The following is a 23,166-nucleotide window of genomic DNA, read 5'->3' as shown; positions in this document are numbered from 1 at the left end:
CGTGCGAGGCGGACTGGACGACGCGCTCGACAAGCTCGCCCGGCGCGATGAGCTGAGGCGCCGTGCCGCCGGGGAGCACAACGGCACTCCGCCCGCGGTGACGGAGCTGGTCGAGGCGATCGCGGCCGTGGTGGCCCGCAATCCGCAGCTCGGCGTCACGGTCGGCGTGGAGGGCGCGGGCGACCCGGTGCTGCTGCATTTCTCGTTCATCGACGGGACGGTCCAGGTCAGCGCCGACAATCGGGTCGCCGCCCGGGCCACCGAGCCCGCTCCCCGGCACGCCGATTTCGAGATCGAGGTCGAGGAGCCGGCCGCGGAGCCGCCGCCCGTTCCGCGGGCCAGCCGCGACGATCAGGACCGCTTCGGCCCCACCGACTTCGAGTACACAGAGCCCGCCTACGACGAGCCGAGCACGGCCGAGCAGCCTTTCGTCGCGAGCCGGCACGAGCAGGCGTTCGGCCACGATCCGGCTGGCTACGCCGACCAGGGCAACACCACGCCGCATCCGTTCGCGCCGATGCCGCCCCCGCAGGTGCCGCCGCAGGCGCCGCCTCGTTCGTTCGCTGCCGCGCAGCCCTCGCAGGCCTATGCGGAGCCGCCGCTGCGCCCGGCGGCCTTCGCCGCCCAGCACGCCGAGCCGGCCGAGCCGCAGCCGGGTTTCCCGGAGCCGCTGCCGGAGCCGATCCCGCTGCAGGTGGAGCGGCCCGAGGAGACCGAGCTGGCGGCCCGCCGCCTGGCCGCCATGTTGCGGGACAATCCCACACTGCTCGACGGCCCGCAGTAACACCGTTACTGACGGTAACTTTTGTGCCGCGACCGGCCAGGTCACTCTAAGTAGTCGAATGCTCGCTTTCTGCGTGTTGAGTTCGGGCGCGATTCGCGCCCGAACTCAACACGCAATTGTTTGATACGCGCCCGGTTTCGCCAGGCCCGCGCGGTCTGAGATGTCTGGGTTAGACCGTTTGGTCGGTCTCCTCCTCCGTTCCGCTCAGCGCCCTTGAGTCACGCTGGGTAGCGCCTTAATGTCCTGTTACGTCCAAGAGCGCGGCCCACCTCGCTCAGGTTGGGACACGGACAGTTACCGCGCTGGGGAGGCTTCGATGACCGCGTCAGAGAGCTGGCTGATCGTGATCGTGGGCTACGCCTTCCTGCTGGCGTGGCCGCTGTCCACCGTCATCCTGATGTGGTTCGGCCTGCGTTACATCGGCACCCACCGCGCCAAGGTGGTCAACCGGGCCCGCTCCGGCGGCGAGGGCCGGCCCGACCACTTCTGGATCATCGTCCCGGCGCTGAACGAGGAGGCGGTGGTGGCCAACACCGTCGGCGCCGCCCTCGAACTGCGCGGCCCGGCCGGCACGCTGTCCCGGGTCCTGGTCGTCGACGACGGCTCGGACGACCGCACCCCCGAGGTCCTCGCCGGCATCGACCACCCCCGCCTGCACGTCATGCGCCGTGAGCTGCCCGAGGCACGGCAGGGCAAGGGCGAGGCGCTGAACGCCGCCTACCGGCACATCTCGATGCTCACCGCCGAAGCAGGCGTGGCACCCGAACGGGTGGTCGTCGGCATCATCGACGGCGACGGCCAGGGCAGCGAGAACATCCTGGTCGAGGTGTCCCGGCTGATGCGCGACACCCGGGTCGGCGCGGTCCAGGTGCAGGTCCGGATCCGCAACCGCAACCGCATCCTCGGCGCCGTCCAGGACCTCGAGTTCGGCGCGATCGTGGACGCCTGCCAGAACCTGCGCGACGCCCTGGACACCGTCGGGCTGGGCGGCAACGGCCAGTTCAGCCGGCTCTCCGCCTTGCAGGCGCTGGGATCCGCGCCCTGGTCCAGCTGCCTCGTCGAGGACCTCGAACTCGGCCTGCGGATGCACCTCGGCGGCGTCGCCGTCCGGTACACCTCGCGCGCCTCGGTCACCCAGCAGGCGGTCGTCGACGTACGGCGGCTGACCCGGCAACGGACCCGCTGGGCACAGGGCAACATGCAGTGCGCCCGCTACCTCGGCCGGCTCTTCTCGTCGCCGCGGATCGCCCGGGTCGCCCTCGCCGAGATGCTGCACTACCTGCTGTCCCCGTGGGCCAACGCGATGGTCACCGTGGTGCTCATCGGCACCGGCATCGCGGGGCTGGGCGGCCTGCTGATCGGTCACCCGATCGCCTTCCTGCCGACCTGGGCCGCCCTGGCCGAGAGCGGCGGCGTCTGGCTCGCGGTCACCACGTTCCCGGGGCTGCTCTGGGTGCTGGTGCACAAGCGGAAGCTCGGCGACGAACGTACGCACCGGATGCTGGCCGCCGCCGTCGCGTACCCCGCGTTTCTGATCCTGGGTCTGGCCGCCACCTACCGCGCCCTCGGCCGGCAGGCCAGCGGCCGCCAGGCCTGGGCCAAGACCGAACGCCTCGCCGAAGAACCCGTCGCTCTCCCCGCCTGAGATCCCTCGAGAGAAGGCTCCCCATGTCCCGTCGTGAAGTCCACCTGGTCGGCGGCACCCGCCCCGAGGCCGTCAAACTCGCCCCGGTCGCTCTCGCCATGCGCGAGGCCGGGCTGCTCACGCCGGTTCTGCTGGCCAGCGGTCAGCATCCCACGATGGTCACGCAGGCGCTCGCCGCGTTCGGTCTCGAGCCGGACATCACGCTGTCGGTGGAGCGGTCCACCGGCGGCCAGGCCGAGCTGCTCACCGCGATGATCCGCGAGCTGGACGAGCTGTGGTCGGTACGCACCCCGGCCGCCGTGATCGTGCAGGGCGACACCACCACCAGCCTGGCCGGCGCGCTGGCCGCGTTCTGGCGCCGCATCCCGGTCGTCCACCTGGAGGCCGGCCTGCGCTCCGGCGACCTGGGTTCGCCGTTCCCGGAGGAGGGCAACCGCCGCCTGGTCGCCCAGGTCACCGCCCTGCACCTGGCGCCCACCCCGCTGGCCGCGATGAACCTGCTGGACGAGCGGATCCCGGCCGGCGACGTGCTGATCACCGGCAACACCGTGGTGGACGCGACCCTCGCGGTCGCCGGCCGGCGGCTGCCGTTCGAGAACCCGGCCGTCGCGGCGGCCCGCGCGGCCGGCACGAACCGCCTGATCCTGGTGACCGCGCACCGCCGTGAGTCGTGGGGCGAGCCGCTGGACCGGATCCTCGCCGCCGTCCGCGAACTGGTGGCCCGGTACGACGACATCGACGTGATCCTGCCGAGCCACCCGAACCCGGCGGTCCGGTCCCAGGTCGACGCCGCGCTGGCCGGGGTGGAGCGGGTGACGGTCACCGGCCCGCTGCCCTACCCGGATCTGTCCCGGCTGCTGTCCGAGGCGTACCTGGTGCTCACCGACTCGGGCGGCATCCAGGAGGAGGCCCCGTCGTTCGGGGTGCCGGCGCTGGTGCTGCGGGAGGTCACCGAACGGGTCGAGTCGCTGCACGCCGGCTGCGCCAAGCTGGTCGGCTCGGACACCGCGCTGATCGTGTCGGAGGCGTCCGCGCTGCTGGACAGCCGGGTCCGGCGCGACTCCATGACGGCCGGCGGGAACCCGTACGGCGACGGCCTGGCCGCCCGGCGCACCGCGCAGGCCACCGCCGCCCTCCTGGGTCTCGCACCCGCGCCCGAGGCCATGCCCGTCGCCCAGCACACCGCCCTCACCACCGGAGCCGTCGCCTGATGCGTAACACCGCCATCTCCCGCCGCAGTATCCTGGCCGCCGGCGCGGCCGCCGCGGTCGCCACCGTCGGCTACAACGTGATCGAGGCGGGCGCCGCGACCGCGGCCGTCCGGACCGGCAAGGCCGCGCCCGGCGGCGGCACCGCCAAGACCCTGATCCTGTACGACACCACCGGCGACTACGGCTGGCTCGGCGAGGTCTACGCCACCCAGACGGCGAATCTGGCCTCACACTTCGGCTCGTGGACGGCCGCGCCGGTGGCGGCCTACCGGGCCGGCGATCTGAGGAACCACACCGCGGTGATCTACCTGGGTTCGACCTACGACGAGCCGCTGCCGGCCGCGTTCCTGGCCGACGTGCTGGCCACCACCAAGCCGGTGATCTGGGTCCGCGACAACGTCTGGCAGCTGTCCGCACTGGACGGTTTCGCCGCGAAGCACGGTTTCACCAGTGGGCTCTACGACTTCCGGGACGTCGCCGAGGTCACCTACAAGGGCCGGGTCCTGACCCGCGCCGCCGACAACAGGTCCGGCCTGATGAACCTCACGATCGGCGACGCCGGCAAGGTGACCACGCTGGCGTCGGCCGGCGACCTGCCGTGGGCGGTCCGCTCGGGCAACCTCACCTACGTCGGTGAGATCCCGTTCTCGTACGTGACGCACGACGACCGCTACCTGATCTTCGCGGACCTGCTGTTCGACGCCCTCGCCCCGGCCACCGCCGAGCGGCACCGGGCGCTGATCCGCATCGAGGACGTCGGCCCGGACGCCGACCCCGAGCAGTTGCGGGCGATCGCCGACTACCTGTCGTCGGTGAAGGTGCCGTTCACCGTGGCGGTCTACCCCCGCTACCGCAACCCGGCCGACGGCGAGGACTACACCCTGCTGAAACGGCCGCAGGTGGTGGCCGCGCTGCGGTACATGCAGAGCCGGGGCGGGACGCTGCTCATGCACGGCTACACCCACCAGTACGGCACGGTCGCCAACCCGTACGACGGGGCCAGCGGGAACGACTTCGAGTTCTACACGGCGCACGTCGACGCGGCGGACCGGGTGATCTACGACGGCCCGGTACGGGAGGACTCGGTCGCCTGGGCCACCGCCCGGATGGTCACGTCCGGGGCGCTGTTCGTGTCGGCCGGCCTGGGCGCCCCGTCGATCTTCGAGTTCCCGCACTACGCCGCCAGCCCGGCCGACTATCAGGCGGTGCACCGGCTCTTCGGCAAGCGGTACGACCGCGGCCTGTACTTCCCGGGTGTGCTGACCGGCGGCGGCTACGACTACACGCGCCAGTTCGGGCAGTTCTTCCCGTACACGGTCCGGGACGTCTACGGCTCGGTCGTGGTGCCGGAGAACATCGGCAACGTGGAGCCGGAGGCGTACAACACGCACCCGGTTCGGCTGCCGGCCGACCTGATCGCCAGCGCGGAGCGCAACCTGGTGGTCCGTGACGGTGTGGCCAGCTTCTTCTACCACCCGTATCTCGGCACCGAGCACTTGAGGGAGCTGGTTCCGGGCATCATCAGGACCGGCTACACGTTCGTGAGCGCCGGCACCATGCTGAACGGCTGAGAACCTTGGACGTGGTGGACTTCTGGGCCCGGTCCTGGACCAGCGACGACCTGCCCGGGGCGAGGAGGCTGCTCGCCCCGGACGTGGAGGCCGAGTGGAATCTCGACGCCCCGGTGGACGACGAGGAACTGCTGCAGGTGCTGCACCGGATCGCCGCCTTCGCGGACAGCGTCACGGTGGTCGCCCGGACCGACGCGGTGGACGGATCGGCGCTGGTCTACGACCTGGTGGCGCCGTTCGGCACGGCTCGCCTGGTCGAGTTCCTCGGTGTCGAGGGGCAGCGGATCAACGAGGTGCGGCACGTGTACGACGTGACCGCGGTCGATCGGTTCTTTCCGGGCCTGTACGCCGATTAGGCCGTTTCCTGACCTGAATCGTCGGTAGCGTGCGGTCCATGGCATACGACTTCCAAACCGTCGTGGACTGCACCGAACCGCACACACTCGCCGACTGGTGGGCCGAGACCCTCGAGTGGAACGTGGAGCCCCAGGACGAGGCGTTCATCAAGGACATGGTCGCCAAGGGGTTCGCCACCGACGAGGACACCACCCACCACCGGGGCAGGCTGGTGTGGCGGACCGGCTCCGCGATCCGGCATCCGGAGACGGACCGGCGGATGCTCTTCCAGTACGACGCCGCCGCCAAGACCGTGAAGAACCGGACGCACATCGACGTCTTCGTCGGCGCCGACAACCGTGACGCCGTGCGCGACCGGCTGGTCGAGCGCGGCGCGACGTTCCTCTGGGCCGGCCGGCAGGGCCCGCACTCGTGGCTGACGATGGCCGACCCGGAAGGCAACGAGTTCTGCATCACCTGACCGGCCCGAAAGATCCATGAACATCAGCACCGCGGGGCGCCGTCCGGGGCCGTCCGGAGTCGCGGGACGCGCCCCGGCAACGCCGTCAGCGGCCGGAACGTCGATCTCCCCGAGTGACATTCCGGCACCGTGACATCGGATCTCCGTGTTTCCCGCCGCACGTCGTATCCTGTGGCCCATGGCCACCCGGCTGCGTGCGGACGCCCGCCGTAACCGCGCAGCCCTGCTCGCCGCGGCGCGCGAGGTCTTCGCCGAGCAGGGCCTAGACGCGTCGCTCGACGAGATCGCCCGGCGGGCCGGCGTCGGCAACGCCACCCTCTACCGGCGTTTCCCGAGCCGCCGCCATCTGATCGCCGAGGTCTTCGCGAGCCACATGACCGCCGCGGTTCATCTGGCCGAGCAGGCGCTCGAACATCCGGACCCGTGGGCCGCGTTCGTCGGCTACCTGACCCGGGTCTGCGAGTTGCAGGCCACCGACCGGGGTCTCGCCGAACTGCTGGTCACCACGGCGTTCGACGACGACGAACGCCTCGCCGGGCTGCGCGCCGTCGCCCAGCAGCGGGCCGTCGACGTGCTGACCCGGGCCCAGCGCGCCGGCCGGCTCCGATCCGACTTCACCCGCGACGACCTGAGCCTGCTGATGATGGCGAACGCCGGCGTCGCCCAGCACGCGGCCGATCCGCACGCCTGGCGACGGCAACTCATCCTCGTCATCGGCGGCCTCGGCACGCGGTCGATCTAAAAACCCTTTGTGTGTACGGGCGGAGCGCCGTCGAGTCGGGTGCCCACCTCGGAGCAGCGCTCTTCGTCAACGCTGTGCCGCGAAGCCCCGGCCCGCGTCGGCCAGCGCCGCCCGGACCAGGTCCCAGAACGACGACTCCGCGGGGTTCTCCAGCCACACGTTCAACGAGATCCGCAGTGCGGCCAGGAAGGTGGCGGCGAGCAGCGTCGCGCGTACCCCTGAGGGGTCTTGATCCTTGAATCGGACGGCGACCTCGGCGGCGAGCTCGCGCTCCATCGCGGCGAAGGTCTGCACCTGGGCGGCGGCCAGCGACGGATGCCGGCGGACCAGCCGGCTGCGGGCGATCCACTCCGGATCGAGGCCGCTGGTCTCGCTGTAGAACTCGGCGGCGGCCGCGGTCAGCGCGGCCCACGGCGGCTCGCCGGCCGGCCGGGCCCGGACCAGGCGGCCCAGCTCCCGCATCCGGCGCCGGTCGCCGTGGAAGAGCGCCTCCTCCTTGTTGGCGAAGTAGTTGGAGAAGGTGCGCCGGGAGACACCCGCGTCGTCGGCGATCGCCTCGACGGTGACCCGCTCCGGGCCGTGCTCCAGCGCCAGCCGCAGCGCCGACTCGTGCAGGGCCTGCCGGGTGGCCTCCTTCTTGCGCTCCCGAAGGCCCGCCTCGCTCATGACGACGCCTCCGCTGCGCTCCGGCATCGTCATGAGTTCAAACCTGAGCTAGTTGATTCGCTCGCAAGCTCGCTCATGACGACGCCTCCGCTGCGCTCCGGCATCGTCATGAGTTCAAACCTGAGCTAGTTGATTCGCTCGCAAGCTCGCTCATGTACCTGAGCCTACCGGCGTGTGATTCAGTTCCCAATGAGCAAACTTGCGCAGTGAGCAATCTTGCCGGAATAGTTGTATGCAACAAGCATCGCAAGGAGATGGACATGGATCCGCTGGTGAAGTCGATCTACGACGTCCTCAAGGCCGTCCGGCTGCTCAAACAGCGGCATCCCGTCGCCGCGCCGGTCGGCGTGCTGGCCGCGATCCGGCGCCGTGAGCCGGCCGGCGCCTGCCACATGAAGGAGCTCGCCGCCGAGCACGCCCTCGACCCGTCGACCATCAGCCGCTCGGTCGCCGCCCTGGTCCGCGCCGGCCTGGTGGACCGCACCCCCGACCCGGACGACGGTCGCGCCACCCAGCTGCACCTCACCGCGGCCGGGCACCAGGCGATCGACGAGGCGCACGCCTTCTACCAGGAGCGGATCAGCCATGCCCTCCGCGACTGGAGCCCCGAGGAGATCGACGCGCTGACCGCGTCGATGAGCCGCCTCGCCCACGACCTGATCGCCCAGGAAACCGTTTTGGAGGCCACTCGATGAGCGCACCCACCCTGGACCGGGTGGAGCAGAGCCCGATGACGCACCGCGAGATCCTGGAGGCGCTCTCCGGCCTCCTTCTCGTGCTGTTCGTCGCGATGGCCAGCTCCACCATCGTCTCCACCGCCCTGCCGAAGATCATCGGCGACTTGAACGGCAGCCAGACCCAATACACCTGGGTGATCACGGCGACCCTGCTGACCGCCACGGCGTCCACCCCGATCTGGGGCAAGCTCTCCGATCTCTACAGCAAGAAGCTGCTGGTCCAGCTCGCCATCGTGCTGTTCGTGATCGGCTCGCTCGCGGCCGGCTTCACCCAGACCACCGAGCAGCTGATCGCCGCACGCGCCTTCCAGGGCCTCGGCATGGGTGGCGTGCAGGCGCTGGTCCAGGTCGCCATCGCCACGATGATCCCGCCCCGGGAGCGCGGCCGCTACAACGGTTACCTGGGCGGCGTGATGGCCCTCTCCACCGTCGCCGGCCCGCTGCTCGGCGGCCTGATCGTGGACACCGAGGCGCTCGGCTGGCGCTGGTGCTTCTTCATCGGCGCCCCGTTCGCCGTGATCGCCCTGCTCGTGCTCCAGAAGACCCTGCACCTGCCGGTGATGCGCCGGGAGAACGTGAAGGTCGACTACGCGGGCGCCACCCTGATCGCCGCGGGCGTCAGCGTCATCCTGATCTGGGTGTCGTTCGTGGGCGACTCCTTCGCCTGGCTGTCCTGGCAGACCTTCGCCATGGTCGGCGCCGGCCTGGCCCTGCTCGGCATCGCCACCTGGGTCGAGTCGCGGGTCGCCGAGCCGGTGGTGCCGCTGCCGATCGTCCGCGAGCGCACCACGGCCCTGGCCATCCTGGGCAGCCTCGCGGTCGGCATGGCGATGTTCGGCGGCACCGTCTTCCTGGGCCAGTACTTCCAGATCGGCCGCGGCTACAGCCCCACCGAGGCCGGCCTGCTGATGATCCCGATGATGTTCGGCATCCTGGTCTCCTCGACCATCGCCGGCAAGGCCATGACCAAGAGCGGCAGGATCAAGCCGTACGTGGTGGCCGGCACGATCATCCTGGTCATCGGGTTCGGCGGGCTGTCCGCGCTCGACCACGACACCCCGCTCTGGTACATCTTCCTCGCCATGGCCCTCGTCGGCGTCGGCGTCGGCATGTCCATGCAGAACCTGGTCCTCGCCGTGCAGAACACCGTGGCGCTCAAGGACATCGGCGCGGCCAGCTCCACCGTCGCGTTCTTCCGGTCGCTGGGCGGCACCATCGGCGTCTCGGTCCTCGGCGCGGTCCTCGCCCGCCGGGTCACCGACTCGATCACCGAGCAGCTCACCGCTCTGGGCGTACCGGCCGGCAGCGGCTCCGGCACCAGCTCGCTCAACCTGGCCGCGCTGCCGGAGCCGATCCAGCAGGTGATCCGGTCCGCGTACGGCGACGCCACCGGCCACATCTTCCTGATCTCCATGGGGGTCGCGGTGATCGGTGTGGTGGCCGCCATCGCGATGAAACCGGCCCGGCTGCGCTCCACCGTCGACCTGTCCGCGCCCACGAAGTAGGGCAGATCACTCCGCACTCCTTGGAATGATCCGTTCACACAGCGCTAATCTCGGGTTTCCTCAGTCAGGACGTTCTCCCGCCGATGAGCCTTGTCGGCACAACACCTGTCGGCATCACGGAGGAGGCGGATGGTGCGGTCGATCGACGCCGAAGTGCTCTCGGCCGCTCTGCTCACCATCGAGGACGAGCGTTCCTGGGACGCACAGGCCGAGCTGACCCGGGCGATCTCCATCGAGGAGGCCGCCCGGGCCCTCGGCGATCCACTCCTGATCGCCCGGGCCCGGCTCTGCCAGGCCAACATGCGGATGCGCTCGGGCGACATCGCCGGGGCCGCCGAGCAGATCTGGCAGGTCCACGAGTGGGCCGTCAGCAACGACGCCCGGCTCCTGCTCGCCCGCACCCACCTCATCTGGGCCAGCATCCACCAGCATCTCGGCGACTCCGAGCAGGCCCTGGAGCACGCGCTGCTCTCGGTCGAGCTGCTCGACGACGAGTCCACCACCCACATGCACATCTGGCACCGCACCAAGCTGGCCGACGCGCTGTGGTCGGCCGGGTCGATGGAGGCCGCCCGGATCCGCTACGCGCAGGCCGAGGAACTGGCCGTCCTCAGCGGCTCACCGGCCCTGCTGTGCCTGCTCAACAACCACGCCTACGCGGAGTACGACACCGGCAACCAGCAGCGTGCCGAAGAGGTCGCCAACCGCCTCCAACGGCTCGCCGACGAACGGGGCATCCCCCTAGAGCCGGCCTTCCTCGACACGGTCGGCGCCATCCAGATCGGCAACGGGCGGTTCGCCGAGGCCGAGGCGACCATGCGGCTCTGCATCGAGCGGCACGCCGAAGGACGGCACGAGGACGCCGACGCCCTCCCGGAGTACCTCTTGACCCTCGCCGAGGCACAGCGCGGACTCGGGGCGTTCCAGCGGGCGCAGCAGAGCCTCGACGAGTGCCGTGCCCTGTGCGCCGAACGAGACATCGTCGACGTGCTCGTCCGCGTACATCAGGAGCAGGCCGAGCTGCACGCCGCCCGGGGCGACTTCGCCGAGGCGTTCGCGGTGCACAAGACGTTCTTCGCGGAGTACCAGAAGATGCACTCCCTCCAGCGGGAAGCGCGTACTCGTACGCGGCAGGCGATGTTCGAGACGGTCGAGGCCCGGCAGGAGGCCGAGCGGTTCCGCGAGCAGGCCCGCCGTGACCCGCTCACCGGCCTGCACAACCGGCGCCACGTCGACGAGGCGCTGCCCGTCCTCATCGAGACGGACCCGGCGCTCATCGTCGCTCTCATCGACCTCGACCACTTCAAGCAGGTCAACGACCGGCTCTCGCACAGCGCCGGCGACCAGGTCCTGATCATGGTGGCCGCCCTGCTCGCCGACGGCGTGGCGGCCGGGTGCCCGGAGGGTTTCGCCGCCCGGATGGGTGGCGAGGAGTTCCTGATCGTGCTGCCCGGCACCACCCCGGGCCGGGCGTTCACCCTGCTCGACGACATCCGCCGGACGATCCGTGAGCACGACTGGCGCGACCTGACGCACGGCCTGCCGGTCACCGTGAGCATCGGCGTCGCCGCCGCGGCGGACGTGCCGGCCGCGACACAGCCGGCTCTACTGTCCACTGCGGACAGTCGCCTGTACGCTGCCAAGCACGCCGGACGTGATCGAGTCGTCTCAGCCGCCTCCCGCGGGTATGCCTCGGCCGCCTGAAATCGCGGCCCCGAGGGGTGAAGTCGATCGATCGTCCGGGCTAGGCTGGGTGCGCTCGGCTCGACGGGTTGTGACGCAAGGAGGCGGTCGTGGCAGAGGACAGTTCCGCACCCATCGAGGTGGCCCCGCCCGGAGTCAACATCAACGTGCCGCACTCCGCCCGCATCTACGACTACTGGCTCGGCGGCAAGGACAACTTCGCCGTCGACCGCGCCGTCGGCGACGCGATGATCCAGGCCATCCCCGGCATGAAATACATGGCCGGCGAAAACCGGAAATTCGTCCACCGGGTCGCCCGCGACCTCGTCGCCAAAGAGGGCATCCGCCAGTTCCTGGACATCGGCACCGGCATCCCCACCCGGCCCAACCTGCACGAGATCGCCCAGCAGATCGCGCCCGAGACCCGCGTCGTCTACGTCGACAACGACCCGATCGTGCTGGTCCACGCCCGCGCCCTGATGATCAGCCACCCGTCCGGCCGCAGCGAGTACATCGCCGCCGACATCCGCCGGCCCCGCTCCATCCTCGACGACCGGGCCCTGCGCGAAACCCTCGACCTCGACAAGCCGGTCGGCCTCACCCTGATCGCCATCCTCATGCTCCTCGCCGACGCCGACGACCCGTGGACCACGGTCGCCGAGCTGCGCGACGCGCTGCCCTCCGGCAGCTGCCTGGCCATCACCCACCCGACCGCCGACTTCAACCCGGTCGCGGTGGATGCCGCGGTCGCCGCCGCCACCGGCGCCGGCATGACCCTGGTCGCCCGCAGCCGCGAGGCCGTCGAGCGCTTCTTCGGCGACTGGGAGCTCCTCGAGCCCGGCATCGTCCCGGTCTCGGCGTGGCGCCCCGACATCGAGGTCGAAGACCCCCAGGCGGCCTACTACTGGTCGGGCGTGGCCCGTAAACCCTGATGCCCCACAAGGGCACCGTGATGTGACGGCACCGCACCCGGGCTCTCCTCGATTGGCCCGCCATCTCGAGGAGAGCCCGTGACCCGCGGTAGGGCCGGTCAGCGACCGGGCGAGCGAATCCCGCCGACCATCAAGGCTGTCGCGGTGGACTCGTTCTCACGGTCACTGATCTATTCGACGGGTACCGGCACTTCGCGGCGCTGGTACGCCCGGCTGCGCCAGGCGAGCAGCAGGCTGCCGATCACGGCGGAGGTGAGCGACCCGATCAGGATGCCCGCTTTGACGGGTTCGGACTGCGGGGCGCCGGGGGCGAAGGAGAGTTCCCCGATCAGCAGCGCGACGGTGAACCCGATCCCGGCGACCGCGGTGACGGCGAGCAGGTCGAGCCAGGTGACCATCGGGTCAAGGCTCGCCCGGGTGAGTCTGACCAGGGCGAACGTTGCCAGCATGATGCCGAGGGGTTTACCGACCACGAGCCCGAGGATGACGCCCTGGGCGGCGGGCTCGGTCATGGTGGTCGCCAGCGCGTCCGGGCTCAGGCTGACTCCGGCGGCGAACAGGGCGAAGATCGGGACGGCCAGCCCTGCCGACACCGGACGCCAGTAATGCTCCCAGCGTTCGGCCACGCTGCGGTCCTGGCCGTCCCGGGCCAGCGCGGGAACGGTGAACCCGATCAGGACACCGGCGATCGTGGCATGGACTCCGGACAGGTGCATGAAGACCCAGGCCAGTACGGCGAGCGGCACCAGGATCCAGGCGGTGACGTGCCGACGGATCAGGACGGCGAGAACGCCGATCGCCAGGAAGGCCGCGCCCAGCCACCCGAAGGCCAGGCCCTGGGCGTAGAACACCGCGATGACGACGATGCCGAGCAGGTCGTCGACGACGGCGAGGGTGAGCAGGAAGGCCCGCAGCGCGATGGGCAACCTACGGCCGAACAGGGTGAGGACAGCCACCGCGAAGGCGATGTCGGTGGCGACCGGTATGGCCGAACCGCCCATCGAAGGGCCGCCGTGGGCGAGGTTGACCAGGGCGTAGATGGCGGCCGGCATGATCATGCCGCCGACCGCGGCGATGATCGGGACCGCCGCGGTGGCGGGCTTGCGGAGCTGGCCCGTGACGAACTCGCGCTTGAGCTCCAGGCCGACGACGAAGAAGAAGATCGTCAGCAGTCCGTCGGTGGCCCAGTCCGCGATGGAGAGGTTCAGGTGCAGGCCGGCGGGGCCGACCACGATGCTGCTCAGATCGGTGTAGGAGTCGCGCCAGGGTGAGTTGGCCCAGATCAGGGCCAGCACGGTCCCGATGGCGAGCAGGATCGCGCCGGCGTTCTCGGCCCGGAGGGTGTCGGTGAAGTTGCGCCTGCCGCCAGGGGACAGGCTGCTGAAGGCGTCGACGGGTCGGTTGGTCATCGGAGGTGGTGGCCGGGTCAGCCGGCAGCGCGGGCAGCGACGATTTGCGCGAGTGTCGCCTCGACAACCGCAAGCCGGGTCGCCACGTCGGCGTCGAGCGGGCGGATGCCGAACTTCAACCCGATCCGCGGGGTGTCACCGATCGCGCGGAGGGTTTCGGCGATCTCGTCGGGCCCCAGCAGGGAGGCCGCGGAGGCGGCCAGGGCGGGGGCGTCACCGCGACTGGGGATGTGCATGTCGGTCCAGGCAGGCCCCCAAACGGTGTCCTCGCCGGTCGCGCCGGAGTAGATGTAGGCCCGCAGCAGCCCGGCGTCGGTGACGGCCTGGATGTGCTCCATCGGCAGCCGCGACCCGTGCCCCTCGATGGCGCAGCGGCCCCAGTTCAGGCTCATCCCGAGAACGTCGGTGGGCAGGCCGAAGGACCGGACGACGGCGATCTCGTCGGCCAGCGGGAAGAAGCCCTTGGCGGGTGTCTGGCCGGGGACGTAGGCGTCGCAGTGCTCGACCAGCAGTTCGGCCCCGGCCCGGTCCCAGGTCAGGATCTCGGCAAGCGATCGTTCGAACGCCTCGAGCGAGCCACCGCGGGGGCCGGGGGAGGTGTGGATCTCGATCGCGACCACCCGCCGGGTCCCGTACTCGGCGGCGAGGCTGACGGCCAGGTCGCACGCCCGCCCTACGTCGCTCAGCGCCCGCTTGCGCTGCACGTCATCGGTCGAGGCCAAGCCGTAGTTCGGGGTGCTGCCAAGTGCGGCCATCATCGACGGCACGAGTGAGACGATCAGGTCGTGTCCCGGGTTGACGTGCTCCCGGATCCAGTCCAGTTCGAGGGTCCGGGCGCCGGACGGGAACAGGGCGAATTCCAGCCCATCAATGTCGAGCCGGGCAGCCGCATCGTAGAAGGCGTCTTCATCGACGGGATCCGTCGGCGCGGAGATGTACGCGGACAGGAACAGGCCGGCGGGGTTGGTCATCGATTCCTCCGTGACGTGGCGTGCAGGGGGCAGCAGCCGCGGCTGCTTCTGCGGGGGTGTCGGCGGTCACAAATGGGGATTGACGCCTCGCCTGCCCCCCGCTATGGTTCCGTCCGACGGAACGCGGTTCCATATAAGTCTCGCACTGAGATCGGGGGCACGCAAGGACCGTCCTAACCCCCCGGGGCCTCGCTCCGGGGGACAGCCCCCGACACGCGGGCCGCCCTGGCGCGGCACGCGTCGGTGTATCGAGAAGGAGTTCAGCATGAGAAGGATTAAGGCCGTTACCCTCACCGCCGCGGCCATGGCCGCCGCGCTCGCCCTGTCCGGGTGCGCGGCTGGTAACGGGACGAGCAGCAAGAACGCCGCGAAGGACGGCGGCGCGAAAGCCGAGAAGGTCTTCAAGCTGGCGTTCAACCAGCAGCCGAACCACCCGCAGTTCGTCGCCCTCGACGCCATGGGCGAGCGGCTGAAGAAGCGGACCAACGGCAAGTACGACATCGAGGTGTTCCCGAACGAGACCCTGGGCACCCAGAAGGACACCGTCGAGTTGGTCAAGGCCGGCACCCTCGAGATGTCGATGATCGCCGCGCCGCTGATGGAGAGCTACAACAAGGACTTCATCGTCTTCAACCTGCCGTTCACCTTCGACTCGCAGGAACATCAGCGGAAGACGGCGAACGACCCGGCGATCGTCTCCGAGCTGTACTCCTCGCTGGACAGCCAGGGCCTGCACGTGCTCGCCGCCTTCCACGGCGGAGTGCGGAACATGTACACCTCGAAGAAGCCGATCAACACGCCCGCCGACATGAAGGGCCTGAAGATCCGGGTCATCGAGTCGGACACGAACATCGACATGATGAAGCTCATGGGCGGTAGCCCGACCCCGATGGGAATGGGCGAGGTCTACACCGCCATCCAGTCCGGGGTGCTGGACGGCGCCGAGAACAACGAACTCACGTACGCCAACGTGAAGCACGCTGAGGTCGCCAAGTTCTACAGCTACACCCGGCACCTGATGCTGCCCGACTACCTCCTGATCAACCCGAAGGTTCTGGACGCGATGCCCGAGGACGCCCGGAAGGCCTTCCTGGAGGAGCTCGCCATCGCGGTCGAGGAGGAGGGGGCGCTCTGGGGGCAGGAGATTCCCAGGTCCAAGGCACTGGCCGAGAAGGCCGGCGCGAAGTTCAACGAGGTCGACTCGGCCGCCTTCACCAGCTTGATCGCTCCGCTGACGCAGCAGAAGCTCACCAACGACACGACCCGCGGCATCCACGCCAAGGTCCGTGCGGCCGCCAAATGAGCCGGCGGTCCGGGTGGATGACAGCGGAAGGGTTCGAGGAATGACGGCGGTCAAGGGTGTGGTGGACCGGGTACTGGCCTGGTGCTGCATCGTGTTGTTCGCGGCTCTGGTGCTCGACGTCGGCTGGCAGGTGTTCGCCCGTCAGGTGCTGAACTCCCCCAGCGGCTGGTCGGAGGAGCTGGGAAAGTACCTGTTCATCTGGCTGGGCCTGCTGGGCGCGGCCTGGGTCTTCGGTCAGCGCGGGCACGTCGCGGCTGATCTGGCGGTTCAGCGGATGCCGGCCAAGGTTCAGCGCGTCACCGCCGTCGTCGTCCAGCTCTGCACGTTGGCCTTCGCGGTATTGGTCCTGGTCTGGGGCGGTTACCAGGTGGTGGACCTGACGTGGGACCAGACCCTGACCGGGCTGCCGGCGAACGTCGGCTGGATGTATCTGGCCCTGCCGATCTCCGGCGTCATCATCGCCTTCTACAACGTCTACCACGCGATCTACATCGGCAAAGGCAACGAAAACGCGATCGACTCGGAAGCCGAGACCGCGCTGTCATAGGAAGGAGGAACCATGGAAACTGCAGCAATCGCAGGTCTCGTACTGGTAGTCGGTATCGCCGTTCTTCTCCTGATCGGAGCGGCGATCAGCGTTGCGGTAGGGCTGTCCTCGGCGCTGGCCATGTTCGTCGTGGTCGGCTTCGACAGCGGTGCCCTCACCGCGGCACAGCAGATGTTTCGAGGTATCAACTCATTCGCACTGCTGGCCATCCCGTTCTTCGTGCTGGCCGGCGTGATCATGAGCCAGGGCGGCATCGCCCTACAGCTGATCAATGCCGGCAAGGTGCTGGTCGGCCGCGTGCCGGGCTCGCTGCCCCAGACCACGGTGGCGGCCAACGCCCTGTTCGGAGCGGTCAGCGGATCCTCGATCGCGGCTGCCGCCGCGATCGGCACCACGATGGGCCCGCTGGCGGCCAAGGGCGGTTACGACAAGAACTTCTCCGCGGCGGTCAACGTCGCCTCGGCCCCGGCCGGATTGCTGATCCCGCCCAGCAACCTGATGATCGTGTATTCGCTGGTGTCGGGAACCTCGGTCGCGGCCCTGTTCATGGCCGGGTACCTGCCCGGCGCTCTGTGGGCGATCACCTGCTCGATCATGGTGTTCCTCTACGTCCGCCGGCGTCCCGAGCTGCGGGAGACCCAGCGGGTCGGCTTCCGCGAAGGCGTCCGGGTGCTGCTCATCGCACTGCCGTCGCTGTTGCTCATCGCCGTGGTGATCGTCGGAATCCTGGCCGGCTTCTTCACCGCGACCGAGTCCGCTGTCATCGCGGTGTTCTACTCGGCGATCCAATCGGCGTTCTACCGCACGATCAAGCTCCGTGACGTCCCGAACATCCTGCTGGAGGCCACCAGGATCACGGCAGTGGTCATGTTCCTGATCGCGGCCTCGACGATCATGGGCTTCGTCCTGTCCTTCTCCCAGATTCCTGACCTGGTCGCGGACACGATGTTCGGGTTCAGCGAGAACCCGGTCGTCATCCTGTTGCTGATCGCGGCCATCCTGCTCGTCGTCGGCGCGTTCATGGACGCCACCCCGGCCGTTCTGATCTTCACGCCGATCTTCCTGCCGATCGTGACGAGCTTCGGCGTCGACCCGATCCATTTCGGCATCATGATGATCTTCAACCTCTGCATCGGCACCGTCACCCCGCCGGTCGGAACCGTGCTCTTCGTCGGGGCGAAGATCTCAGGCCAGCCGATCGAAGGCATCGTCCGGCAACTGCTGCCCTTCCTGGGCGGGCTGGTGGTGTGCCTGATCGTCGTCATCTTCACGCCTGGCCTGTCGCTCTGGCTGCCGGAGCTCTTCGGCCTCATGCCCTGACCAAGGTCGATACCTCGACCGAACCCGGATCGCCCCGGCCGCACCGTCGGCCGGGCTGCCCGCCACAGTTGTAAGGAGAATCATGGAGCAGCGCTACGCGACCAGCCCCGAGCATGTCCCGGGCATGGACACCAGCGAGCTGCGTGGCCGTTACCTCGTGCCCGGCCTGTTCGTGGACGACGACGTCAACGCTCTGTACACGCATCACGATCGGGTGGTCGTGGCCGGCGTGAAGCCGGTGACCGGGCCGGTCACACTCCCGACGTTCCCGGAGATCGTCAGCCCGTACTTCTTCGAGCACCGCGAGGCCGGGATCGTCAATGTCGGCGGTCCCGGAATCATCACCGTGGACGGCACCAGATACGAGGCCCAGCACGGCGCATGCCTGTACGTGGGACGCGGTGCCGTCGACGTGGTGTTCGAGTCCGGCGACGCCGCCGGGGAGGCGGGCCCGGCCCGGTTCTACCTGTTCTCCGCACCGGCCCACACGGCGTATCCGACCACCTTCGTGGCTCCCGGCGAGGGCACCGTCCGGGAACTCGGTGACCCGGAGCAATCGAACCGGAGAACTCTGAACCAGTACATCCATGAGAAGGGTGTTCGGAGCTGCCAGGTGGTGATGGGCGTCACCACCCTGCACACGGGCAGCATGTGGAACACCATGCCCGCGCACACCCACGCCCGGCGGACCGAGGTGTACCTGTACTTCGACCTTCCGGCCGATGCCCGGGTGGTCCACCTGCTCGGCGAGCCCACCGAGACCCGGCACCTGGTGGTCGGCAACGAGGAAGCTGTGATCTCCCCGAGCTGGTCGGTGCATTCCGGTGTCGGCACCGCAAGTTATAGCTTCGTCTGGGCGATGGCAGGGGAAAATCAGTCGTTCGACGACATGGATGGCTTCGCCATCGCTGACATGCGCTGATCCCACATCCTCCAGTTAGGTGAGTTCATGACCAACGACACGGTCCGAGTGACCGACCAGCTGCTAACCGGTGGTGCCAACGCGAGCGAGAAGACCCTGCTCGTCCTGGAAGCGGTCATGACTCATGCGCGGTTCTCGGAGGTGGTCGAGGCGACCGGTCTCGCCAAGGCCACCACACACCGCATCCTGGCCACCCTGATCGAGCGGCGATTCGTCACGGTCGCGCCCGACGGTGGCTACCTGCCCGGCCCGAAGATCCTCTCGCTGGCCGGGCAGGCCCTGCGGCGAATCGACATCTCCGCGATCGCACAACCTTTCGTCGACGCTCTGGTCGACGAGGTGCACTGCACGGTCCACGTCGGCGTGGCCAACGGTGACGAGATCATCTATCTGATCCGTGCCGATTCCGACAAGCCCTACCGGATGCCTTCCCGGGTCGGGCTTGCGATCCCCATGCACACATCGGGCATCGGAAAGGTGGTGCTCAGCGGATACAACGACCACGAGCTCCACCGATTCGTGGCTCGCGCGGGACTGCCGACCCTGACCCCGAACACGATCACAACCCTGGACGGACTGCGCGCCGAGATCGACAGGATCCGCGAGGTCGGCTACGCGCTCGACCTCGCGGAGAACGTCCCCGGCGTCATCTGCGTGGCGGCGCCGATCCTGGACTCGACCCACAAGATCAACTACGGGATAAGCATCTCGACGCTGACGATCGAACACACGCGCGAGCAACTGGAGGCGATGGCCCCGCTGGCCATCAAGACCGCCGCGCAGATCTCGGCAGCCCTCGGATTCGTCCCCTCATCCTCTTCCGCGCCACCTGAAGGAGCCTATTCATGATGCGCCCAGCCGGCAGTACTTCCGCATACCTCACCCGCAGCTTCAGCCTGGAGGGAAAGGTCGGGGTCGTGACCGGCGCTGACCGGGGAATCGGGCTGGCGATCGCAGAATCGCTGGCCGCCGCGGGTGCTGACATCATCGGTGTCAGCCACGACATGCCGTCCGGAGCCAGCGAGATCCGTTCTGTGGTGGAAGGACTGGGCCGCAGCTTCACCCCCCTGCAAGCCGACTTCTCCATCCGGCCGGACGTGACGGCGCTGGCAACCGACCTGGCCGGCCGCGAAGTCGACATCCTGGTCAACAACGGCGGCACGATCCGCCGGAACCCCGCTGCGACACACTCCGACGACGACTTCGACCACGTGATGGATGTCAACCTCCGCGCGACCTGGGTGCTGTCCCGCGAGATCGGCCGCTCGATGCTGGAGCGCGGCCACGGGAAGATCGTGAACATGGCGTCCATGCTGAGCTTCCAGGGCGGGGTGAATGTCCCGGGCTACACATCATCCAAGTCGGCTGTCGCCGGCCTGACGAAGGCCCTGGCGAACGAGTGGGCCGGCCAGGGAGTCAACGTCAACGCCGTCGCCCCCGGTTACGTCGCCACCGCCAACACCCACGACCTGCGCCAGGACCCCCAGCGCAGCGGCGAGATCCTCAGCCGGATCCCCGCCGCGCGCTGGGCCCAGCCTGCCGATATCGCCGGCGCGGTGCTCTTCCTCTGCTCCAGCTCGGCCGACTACATCAATGGAGCCATCCTTCCCGTCGACGGCGGCTGGCTCGCCCGCTGACGCCGGCGCCGAGAAAGCTCGGGCGCGCCGATGAGTTCGGCGACTTCTTCTCGACCGCGGATCCGCGGCTCGCGGCCCGGGTCGCCGAGCGCGTGCGCACGATTCGCAACACCGGGCCGGTCGCGGCCTGGAGAAAGTAATCCGATGAAGATCTTTGAGGGACATCCCGTCGTGCCGGTCGTCGTCCTCGACGACGAATCCCGGGCAGCCGACCTCGGAAAGGCCCTGGTCGGTGGCGGGCTGCCGATCGCCGAGGTCACGTTGCGTACGCCGGGGGCGATCGCGGCGATCGCCACGATGGCGCGCAACAGGGACTTGCTGGTCGGAGCGGGGACCGTGCTCACGCCGGAGCAGGCGACCGCCGCCGCGGAAGCCGGTGCCCGCTTCGCTGTCTGCCCGGGCCTGTCCCGTGCCGTGGTGGAGCGGTGCGGCATGCTCGGGTTACCCGTACTCCCGGGGGTGGCCACCGCGACGGAAGTCCTGGCTGCCCGGGAGCTCGGCCTGGAGGCCGTCAAGTTCTTCCCGGCCGAGACTTCGGGAGGGGCGCCGGCTGTGGCCGCGCTCGCGGCGGTCTTCGGTGACATGCGGTTCGTGCCGACGGGTGGAATCACCGCGGCCAATGCCGGTGACTATCTCGCGCTGCCCTCGGTACTCGCGATCGGCGGTTCCTGGATGGTGCCGCGTTCGGCCGATCTCGACCGGATCCAAGAGCTCATCGGAGGGGTGCATGACGTCGTTGCGGCTGCGGGACGCTGACTCCTGCCGGTACGACCTGGTCAGCCTCGGCGAGGTGATGCTGCGCCTCGATCCGGGGGAAGGACGGGTGCGGACCACGCGGACGTTCCGGGTCTCCGAGGGCGGCGGCGAATACAACGTGGCCCGCGCGATGCGACGTGTCTTCGGCATGCGTACCGCGGTCGTCACGGCGCTCGCCGACAACGAGGTGGGGCGGCTCGTCGAGGACTGCATGCTGGCCGGCGGGGTGGACACGTCGCTGGTGCGCTGGGTGCCCTATGACGGAGTCGGTCGTACGGTGCGTAACGGGCTCAACTTCACCGAACGCGGATTCGGGGTACGCGGAGCGCTCGGCACCTCCGATCGTGGTCACAGCGCGGCCTCGCAGATGCGGCCGTCCGACGTGGACTGGGACCACCTGTTCGGGGTCGCCGGGGTGCGGTGGTTGCACACCGGCGGGATCTACGCGTCGCTGTCGCCGGTGGCGGCTTCCACGGTTCTCACCGCTGTACAGGCTGCCCGGCGACACGGGACCGTGGTGTCGTTCGACGTGAACTACCGGCCCAGTCTCGGTAACGACCTGCTGCCCGAGGTGCTCCCGTTCGTGGACGCATTGATCGGGGTGCGGGATGTCGAGTCGTACCCGGAGACGCCCGTCGTCGCGACCACCACGCGGCGCGTGGTGAGCGCCAGTCGCAACGACTTCGGCGCCGTGGCCTGGTCACCGTCGACCGGAGTGGTTCACGCCAGGGAGAGACTGGACCTTGACGTGCTCGACCGCGTCGGCTCAGGTGACTCGTTCGCCTCCGGGCTGATCTACGGGCTGCTCAGCGGGCGTCCGCTTCAGGTCGCTGTCGAGTACGGCGCGGCGCACGGGGCACTGGCGATGACCACCCCCGGTGACACGTCGATGGCCACGGCCGCTGAGGTGATGGCGCTCGCCGACGGCGCCGGCGCCGCAGTGCGCCGCTGACGGATTTAGCCGGGTGGGCGGCCCAGCACGGGGAACCGCGCCGCCCACCCGGTGTCAGACGGGCGTGCTGCGCAACACCCGCAGGCGGGGGCGCTTGCACGCCGGGGGGACCGGCACGCTGCCGGCGCGGACGAGCATCTCGCGGACCGCGCCTTCCCGGCCGAACCGGTCGATCACGATGGCGCGGACGCCCAGCCAGACGTCTCCCTCGTGCGGGATGGGCCGCGCCCGGTTGACCCGCACCAGGCGAACCCGGATCGGGCCGATGCCGTAGCAGTAGTCCGATTCGGCGAACTCATACACCGGCCAGGCGGGACCACTCGGCTGCAGCCGGTTGTCACGGACGCGCGGCGCTCGGGGCCGAGGCAGCCCGGCGGGTCGCTGCCGGCGGCGGCAACGAACGAGCTCAGTCACGCGCGTCGGACTCATCCTCCTCGGCCGGCGGCCGCCGCGGGGTGGTGTCCCCGGGCCTGTTCAGCGCATACCTCACCCCTCCGAAACGGTGGGTGACCGCGCTGGCCCGGGTCGACGCCGCGAACACATCATCCGCGAACGGCTCGTCCCGATAAACCAACGGGTTCGCCCGGCGCGAGCTGTCGGTCGCGCCGGGCTCACTCGAATCGGGGTGCTCGGGGCCCGCGTTGGGTATCGACATACTCGTCACCTCTCGCTCGGACGCCCCCGCCAGGGAGCCTCGCGCCGAGGCCGCAGACGTCGCTCCGCAGCCGACCCGTCACCTAAAGATGTCACCCTGAGTGACACCCATAGGAACCAGTACGTGCGTTATCATGCTCAGAATCTCGTGACTACGCAAGGCCAGATGCACGTGCATTTGCATCAGCGCCCCGTTTAGGCACGCGGAGACCACCGATTCCCGGATCGATGGGCGATCCGGGGCAAATCTAGGGAGCTTGGAATGACCTATGCGGTCAACGGCATGCCTGCCGGCGAGCTGCAGGGCGTGACCTGGCAGAAGAGCCGGCGCAGCAACCCAAGTGGCAACTGCGTGGAGTGCGCCGTCCTGCCGAGTGGTGATGTTGCCGTGCGTAACTCCCG

Annotated in this window: 25 protein-coding genes; 20 read left to right on the top strand and 5 right to left on the bottom strand. The window is 69.3% G+C overall.

From position 1 onward, the window contains the following. The first annotated feature begins 1 nt into the window (after nt 1). From AB0I88_RS23415 to AB0I88_RS23385, 7 genes are all read left to right on the top strand, one after another. A complete protein-coding gene (locus tag AB0I88_RS23415) occupies nt 2–784 on the top strand; it encodes a hypothetical protein (RefSeq protein WP_361028183.1) in 783 nt (260 codons plus the stop codon). A 316-nt stretch (nt 785–1,100) separates the two neighbouring features. Next, on the top strand, nt 1,101–2,429 hold the full coding sequence (locus tag AB0I88_RS23410; protein WP_361028180.1) for a glycosyltransferase family 2 protein: 1,329 nt from the start codon (nt 1,101–1,103) through the stop codon (nt 2,427–2,429). Between the two features lie 23 nt (nt 2,430–2,452). Further along, entirely contained in the window at nt 2,453–3,640 is a 1,188-nt protein-coding gene (gene wecB / locus AB0I88_RS23405; RefSeq protein WP_361028177.1) for a UDP-N-acetylglucosamine 2-epimerase (non-hydrolyzing), read from the top strand. Continuing rightward, complete coding sequence (locus tag AB0I88_RS23400; protein ID WP_361028174.1) at nt 3,640–5,211, top strand: polysaccharide deacetylase family protein; 1,572 nt, start codon at nt 3,640–3,642, stop codon at nt 5,209–5,211. The genes wecB and AB0I88_RS23400 overlap by 1 nt, the downstream gene beginning before the upstream one ends. Nucleotides 5,212–5,222: 11 nt before the next feature. After that, nucleotides 5,223–5,567 carry a hypothetical protein gene (locus AB0I88_RS23395; RefSeq protein ID WP_361028171.1) on the top strand — a complete coding sequence of 115 codons (345 nt, stop codon included), beginning with the start codon at nt 5,223–5,225 and terminating at the stop codon, nt 5,565–5,567. A 38-nt stretch (nt 5,568–5,605) separates the two neighbouring features. Continuing rightward, nucleotides 5,606–6,028: a VOC family protein gene (locus AB0I88_RS23390; RefSeq protein WP_361028168.1), complete on the top strand. Its 423-nt coding sequence runs from the start codon at nt 5,606–5,608 to the stop codon at nt 6,026–6,028. A 178-nt stretch (nt 6,029–6,206) separates the two neighbouring features. Beyond that, complete coding sequence (locus AB0I88_RS23385; protein WP_361028164.1) at nt 6,207–6,770, top strand: helix-turn-helix domain-containing protein; 564 nt, start codon at nt 6,207–6,209, stop codon at nt 6,768–6,770. 66 nt (nt 6,771–6,836) lie between these two features. On the opposite strand, the gene AB0I88_RS23380 is transcribed toward AB0I88_RS23385, so the two are convergent. Beyond that, complete coding sequence (locus AB0I88_RS23380) at nt 6,837–7,469, bottom strand: helix-turn-helix domain-containing protein (RefSeq protein WP_361028161.1); 633 nt, start codon at nt 7,467–7,469, stop codon at nt 6,837–6,839. Nucleotides 7,470–7,696: 227 nt separating this feature from the next. Here AB0I88_RS23380 and AB0I88_RS23375 point away from each other — a divergent pair, with 227 nt between their 5' ends. From AB0I88_RS23375 to AB0I88_RS23360, 4 genes are all read left to right on the top strand, one after another. Beyond that, complete coding sequence (locus AB0I88_RS23375; RefSeq protein WP_361028158.1) at nt 7,697–8,131, top strand: MarR family transcriptional regulator; 435 nt, start codon at nt 7,697–7,699, stop codon at nt 8,129–8,131. After that, nucleotides 8,128–9,678 (top strand): MDR family MFS transporter, encoded by a 1,551-nt coding sequence (locus tag AB0I88_RS23370; RefSeq protein WP_361028155.1) that lies wholly within the window; start codon nt 8,128–8,130, stop codon nt 9,676–9,678. The genes AB0I88_RS23375 and AB0I88_RS23370 overlap by 4 nt, the downstream gene beginning before the upstream one ends. Before the next feature lie 129 nt (nt 9,679–9,807). Continuing rightward, complete coding sequence (locus AB0I88_RS23365) at nt 9,808–11,382, top strand: diguanylate cyclase (protein WP_361028152.1); 1,575 nt, start codon at nt 9,808–9,810, stop codon at nt 11,380–11,382. 89 nt (nt 11,383–11,471) lie between these two features. Further along, nucleotides 11,472–12,293, top strand: coding sequence for an SAM-dependent methyltransferase (locus AB0I88_RS23360; RefSeq protein ID WP_361028149.1), 822 nt, complete (start codon nt 11,472–11,474; stop codon nt 12,291–12,293). A gap of 170 nt (nt 12,294–12,463) precedes the next feature. On the opposite strand, the gene nhaA is transcribed toward AB0I88_RS23360, so the two are convergent. Together nhaA and AB0I88_RS23350 are read right to left on the bottom strand one after the other, a co-directional pair. Continuing rightward, nucleotides 12,464–13,702 (bottom strand): Na+/H+ antiporter NhaA, encoded by a 1,239-nt coding sequence (gene nhaA, locus AB0I88_RS23355; RefSeq protein ID WP_361028146.1) that lies wholly within the window; start codon nt 13,700–13,702, stop codon nt 12,464–12,466. 17 nt (nt 13,703–13,719) lie between these two features. After that, nucleotides 13,720–14,673 carry a DUF4862 family protein gene (locus AB0I88_RS23350; protein ID WP_361028143.1) on the bottom strand — a complete coding sequence of 318 codons (954 nt, stop codon included), beginning with the start codon at nt 14,671–14,673 and terminating at the stop codon, nt 13,720–13,722. 265 nt (nt 14,674–14,938) lie between these two features. Between AB0I88_RS23350 and AB0I88_RS23345 the strand changes: the two genes are divergently transcribed. The 8 genes from AB0I88_RS23345 to AB0I88_RS23310 all read left to right on the top strand — a co-directional run bounded on the left by AB0I88_RS23345 (nt 14,939) and on the right by AB0I88_RS23310 (nt 22,110). After that, nucleotides 14,939–15,976: a TRAP transporter substrate-binding protein gene (locus AB0I88_RS23345; protein WP_361028140.1), complete on the top strand. Its 1,038-nt coding sequence runs from the start codon at nt 14,939–14,941 to the stop codon at nt 15,974–15,976. A gap of 40 nt (nt 15,977–16,016) precedes the next feature. Continuing rightward, on the top strand, nt 16,017–16,523 hold the full coding sequence (locus tag AB0I88_RS23340; RefSeq protein WP_361028137.1) for a TRAP transporter small permease: 507 nt from the start codon (nt 16,017–16,019) through the stop codon (nt 16,521–16,523). A 12-nt stretch (nt 16,524–16,535) separates the two neighbouring features. After that, nucleotides 16,536–17,843 carry a TRAP transporter large permease gene (locus AB0I88_RS23335; RefSeq protein WP_361028134.1) on the top strand — a complete coding sequence of 436 codons (1,308 nt, stop codon included), beginning with the start codon at nt 16,536–16,538 and terminating at the stop codon, nt 17,841–17,843. Nucleotides 17,844–17,925: 82 nt separating this feature from the next. Next, nucleotides 17,926–18,765 carry a 5-dehydro-4-deoxy-D-glucuronate isomerase gene (gene kduI / locus AB0I88_RS23330; RefSeq protein WP_361028131.1) on the top strand — a complete coding sequence of 280 codons (840 nt, stop codon included), beginning with the start codon at nt 17,926–17,928 and terminating at the stop codon, nt 18,763–18,765. Nucleotides 18,766–18,792: 27 nt separating this feature from the next. Further along, the gene (locus tag AB0I88_RS23325; protein ID WP_361028128.1) at nt 18,793–19,614 is read left to right on the top strand and encodes an IclR family transcriptional regulator; all 822 of its coding nucleotides are present in this window, start codon (nt 18,793–18,795) and stop codon (nt 19,612–19,614) included. A gap of 68 nt (nt 19,615–19,682) precedes the next feature. Further along, the gene (locus AB0I88_RS23320; RefSeq protein WP_361028125.1) at nt 19,683–20,402 is read left to right on the top strand and encodes an SDR family oxidoreductase; all 720 of its coding nucleotides are present in this window, start codon (nt 19,683–19,685) and stop codon (nt 20,400–20,402) included. A 144-nt stretch (nt 20,403–20,546) separates the two neighbouring features. Further along, the gene (gene eda / locus AB0I88_RS23315) at nt 20,547–21,158 is read left to right on the top strand and encodes a bifunctional 4-hydroxy-2-oxoglutarate aldolase/2-dehydro-3-deoxy-phosphogluconate aldolase (protein WP_361028122.1); all 612 of its coding nucleotides are present in this window, start codon (nt 20,547–20,549) and stop codon (nt 21,156–21,158) included. Continuing rightward, nucleotides 21,130–22,110 carry a sugar kinase gene (locus tag AB0I88_RS23310; RefSeq protein WP_361028119.1) on the top strand — a complete coding sequence of 327 codons (981 nt, stop codon included), beginning with the start codon at nt 21,130–21,132 and terminating at the stop codon, nt 22,108–22,110. The genes eda and AB0I88_RS23310 overlap by 29 nt, the downstream gene beginning before the upstream one ends. A 54-nt stretch (nt 22,111–22,164) precedes the next feature. Here the strand turns inward: AB0I88_RS23310 and AB0I88_RS23305 are convergent, their stop codons facing one another. Together AB0I88_RS23305 and AB0I88_RS23300 are read right to left on the bottom strand one after the other, a co-directional pair. Further along, nucleotides 22,165–22,524: a hypothetical protein gene (locus AB0I88_RS23305; protein ID WP_361028116.1), complete on the bottom strand. Its 360-nt coding sequence runs from the start codon at nt 22,522–22,524 to the stop codon at nt 22,165–22,167. Next, the gene (locus AB0I88_RS23300; RefSeq protein WP_361028113.1) at nt 22,517–22,765 is read right to left on the bottom strand and encodes a hypothetical protein; all 249 of its coding nucleotides are present in this window, start codon (nt 22,763–22,765) and stop codon (nt 22,517–22,519) included. The genes AB0I88_RS23305 and AB0I88_RS23300 overlap by 8 nt, the downstream gene beginning before the upstream one ends. A 261-nt stretch (nt 22,766–23,026) precedes the next feature. On the opposite strand from AB0I88_RS23300, the gene AB0I88_RS23295 reads away from it, so the two are divergent. Continuing rightward, a partial coding sequence (locus tag AB0I88_RS23295; RefSeq protein WP_361028347.1) for a DUF397 domain-containing protein occupies nt 23,027–23,166 on the top strand: 140 nt, incomplete at its 3' end.

The organism is Actinoplanes sp. NPDC049802 (genome assembly GCF_040656595.1).
Lineage (GTDB): Bacteria > Actinomycetota > Actinomycetes > Mycobacteriales > Micromonosporaceae > Actinoplanes.
The sequence above is the reverse complement of the archived record's forward strand: the minus strand, read 5'-3'. Positions and strand labels throughout refer to the sequence as shown.

What these genes read in the sequence shown, in the direction of transcription:
- AB0I88_RS23410 (WP_361028180.1), top strand. Translation starts at nt 1,101, where the DNA reads ATGACCGCGTCAGAGAGCTGGCTGATCGTGATCGTGGGCTACGCCTTC.
- AB0I88_RS23300 (WP_361028113.1), bottom strand. Translation starts at nt 22,765, where the DNA reads ATGTCGATACCCAACGCGGGCCCCGAGCACCCCGATTCGAGTGAGCCC.
- AB0I88_RS23310 (WP_361028119.1), top strand. Translation starts at nt 21,130, where the DNA reads ATGACGTCGTTGCGGCTGCGGGACGCTGACTCCTGCCGGTACGACCTG.
- AB0I88_RS23340 (WP_361028137.1), top strand. Translation starts at nt 16,017, where the DNA reads ATGACGGCGGTCAAGGGTGTGGTGGACCGGGTACTGGCCTGGTGCTGC.
- AB0I88_RS23325 (WP_361028128.1), top strand. Translation starts at nt 18,793, where the DNA reads ATGACCAACGACACGGTCCGAGTGACCGACCAGCTGCTAACCGGTGGT.
- kduI (WP_361028131.1), top strand. Translation starts at nt 17,926, where the DNA reads ATGGAGCAGCGCTACGCGACCAGCCCCGAGCATGTCCCGGGCATGGAC.
- AB0I88_RS23350 (WP_361028143.1), bottom strand. Translation starts at nt 14,673, where the DNA reads ATGACCAACCCCGCCGGCCTGTTCCTGTCCGCGTACATCTCCGCGCCG.
- AB0I88_RS23385 (WP_361028164.1), top strand. Translation starts at nt 6,207, where the DNA reads ATGGCCACCCGGCTGCGTGCGGACGCCCGCCGTAACCGCGCAGCCCTG.
- AB0I88_RS23375 (WP_361028158.1), top strand. Translation starts at nt 7,697, where the DNA reads ATGGATCCGCTGGTGAAGTCGATCTACGACGTCCTCAAGGCCGTCCGG.
- nhaA (WP_361028146.1), bottom strand. Translation starts at nt 13,702, where the DNA reads ATGACCAACCGACCCGTCGACGCCTTCAGCAGCCTGTCCCCTGGCGGC.
- AB0I88_RS23380 (WP_361028161.1), bottom strand. Translation starts at nt 7,469, where the DNA reads ATGACGATGCCGGAGCGCAGCGGAGGCGTCGTCATGAGCGAGGCGGGC.
- AB0I88_RS23390 (WP_361028168.1), top strand. Translation starts at nt 5,606, where the DNA reads ATGGCATACGACTTCCAAACCGTCGTGGACTGCACCGAACCGCACACA.
- wecB (WP_361028177.1), top strand. Translation starts at nt 2,453, where the DNA reads ATGTCCCGTCGTGAAGTCCACCTGGTCGGCGGCACCCGCCCCGAGGCC.
- AB0I88_RS23370 (WP_361028155.1), top strand. Translation starts at nt 8,128, where the DNA reads ATGAGCGCACCCACCCTGGACCGGGTGGAGCAGAGCCCGATGACGCAC.
- AB0I88_RS23335 (WP_361028134.1), top strand. Translation starts at nt 16,536, where the DNA reads ATGGAAACTGCAGCAATCGCAGGTCTCGTACTGGTAGTCGGTATCGCC.
- AB0I88_RS23400 (WP_361028174.1), top strand. Translation starts at nt 3,640, where the DNA reads ATGCGTAACACCGCCATCTCCCGCCGCAGTATCCTGGCCGCCGGCGCG.
- AB0I88_RS23345 (WP_361028140.1), top strand. Translation starts at nt 14,939, where the DNA reads ATGAGAAGGATTAAGGCCGTTACCCTCACCGCCGCGGCCATGGCCGCC.
- AB0I88_RS23365 (WP_361028152.1), top strand. Translation starts at nt 9,808, where the DNA reads ATGGTGCGGTCGATCGACGCCGAAGTGCTCTCGGCCGCTCTGCTCACC.
- eda (WP_361028122.1), top strand. Translation starts at nt 20,547, where the DNA reads ATGAAGATCTTTGAGGGACATCCCGTCGTGCCGGTCGTCGTCCTCGAC.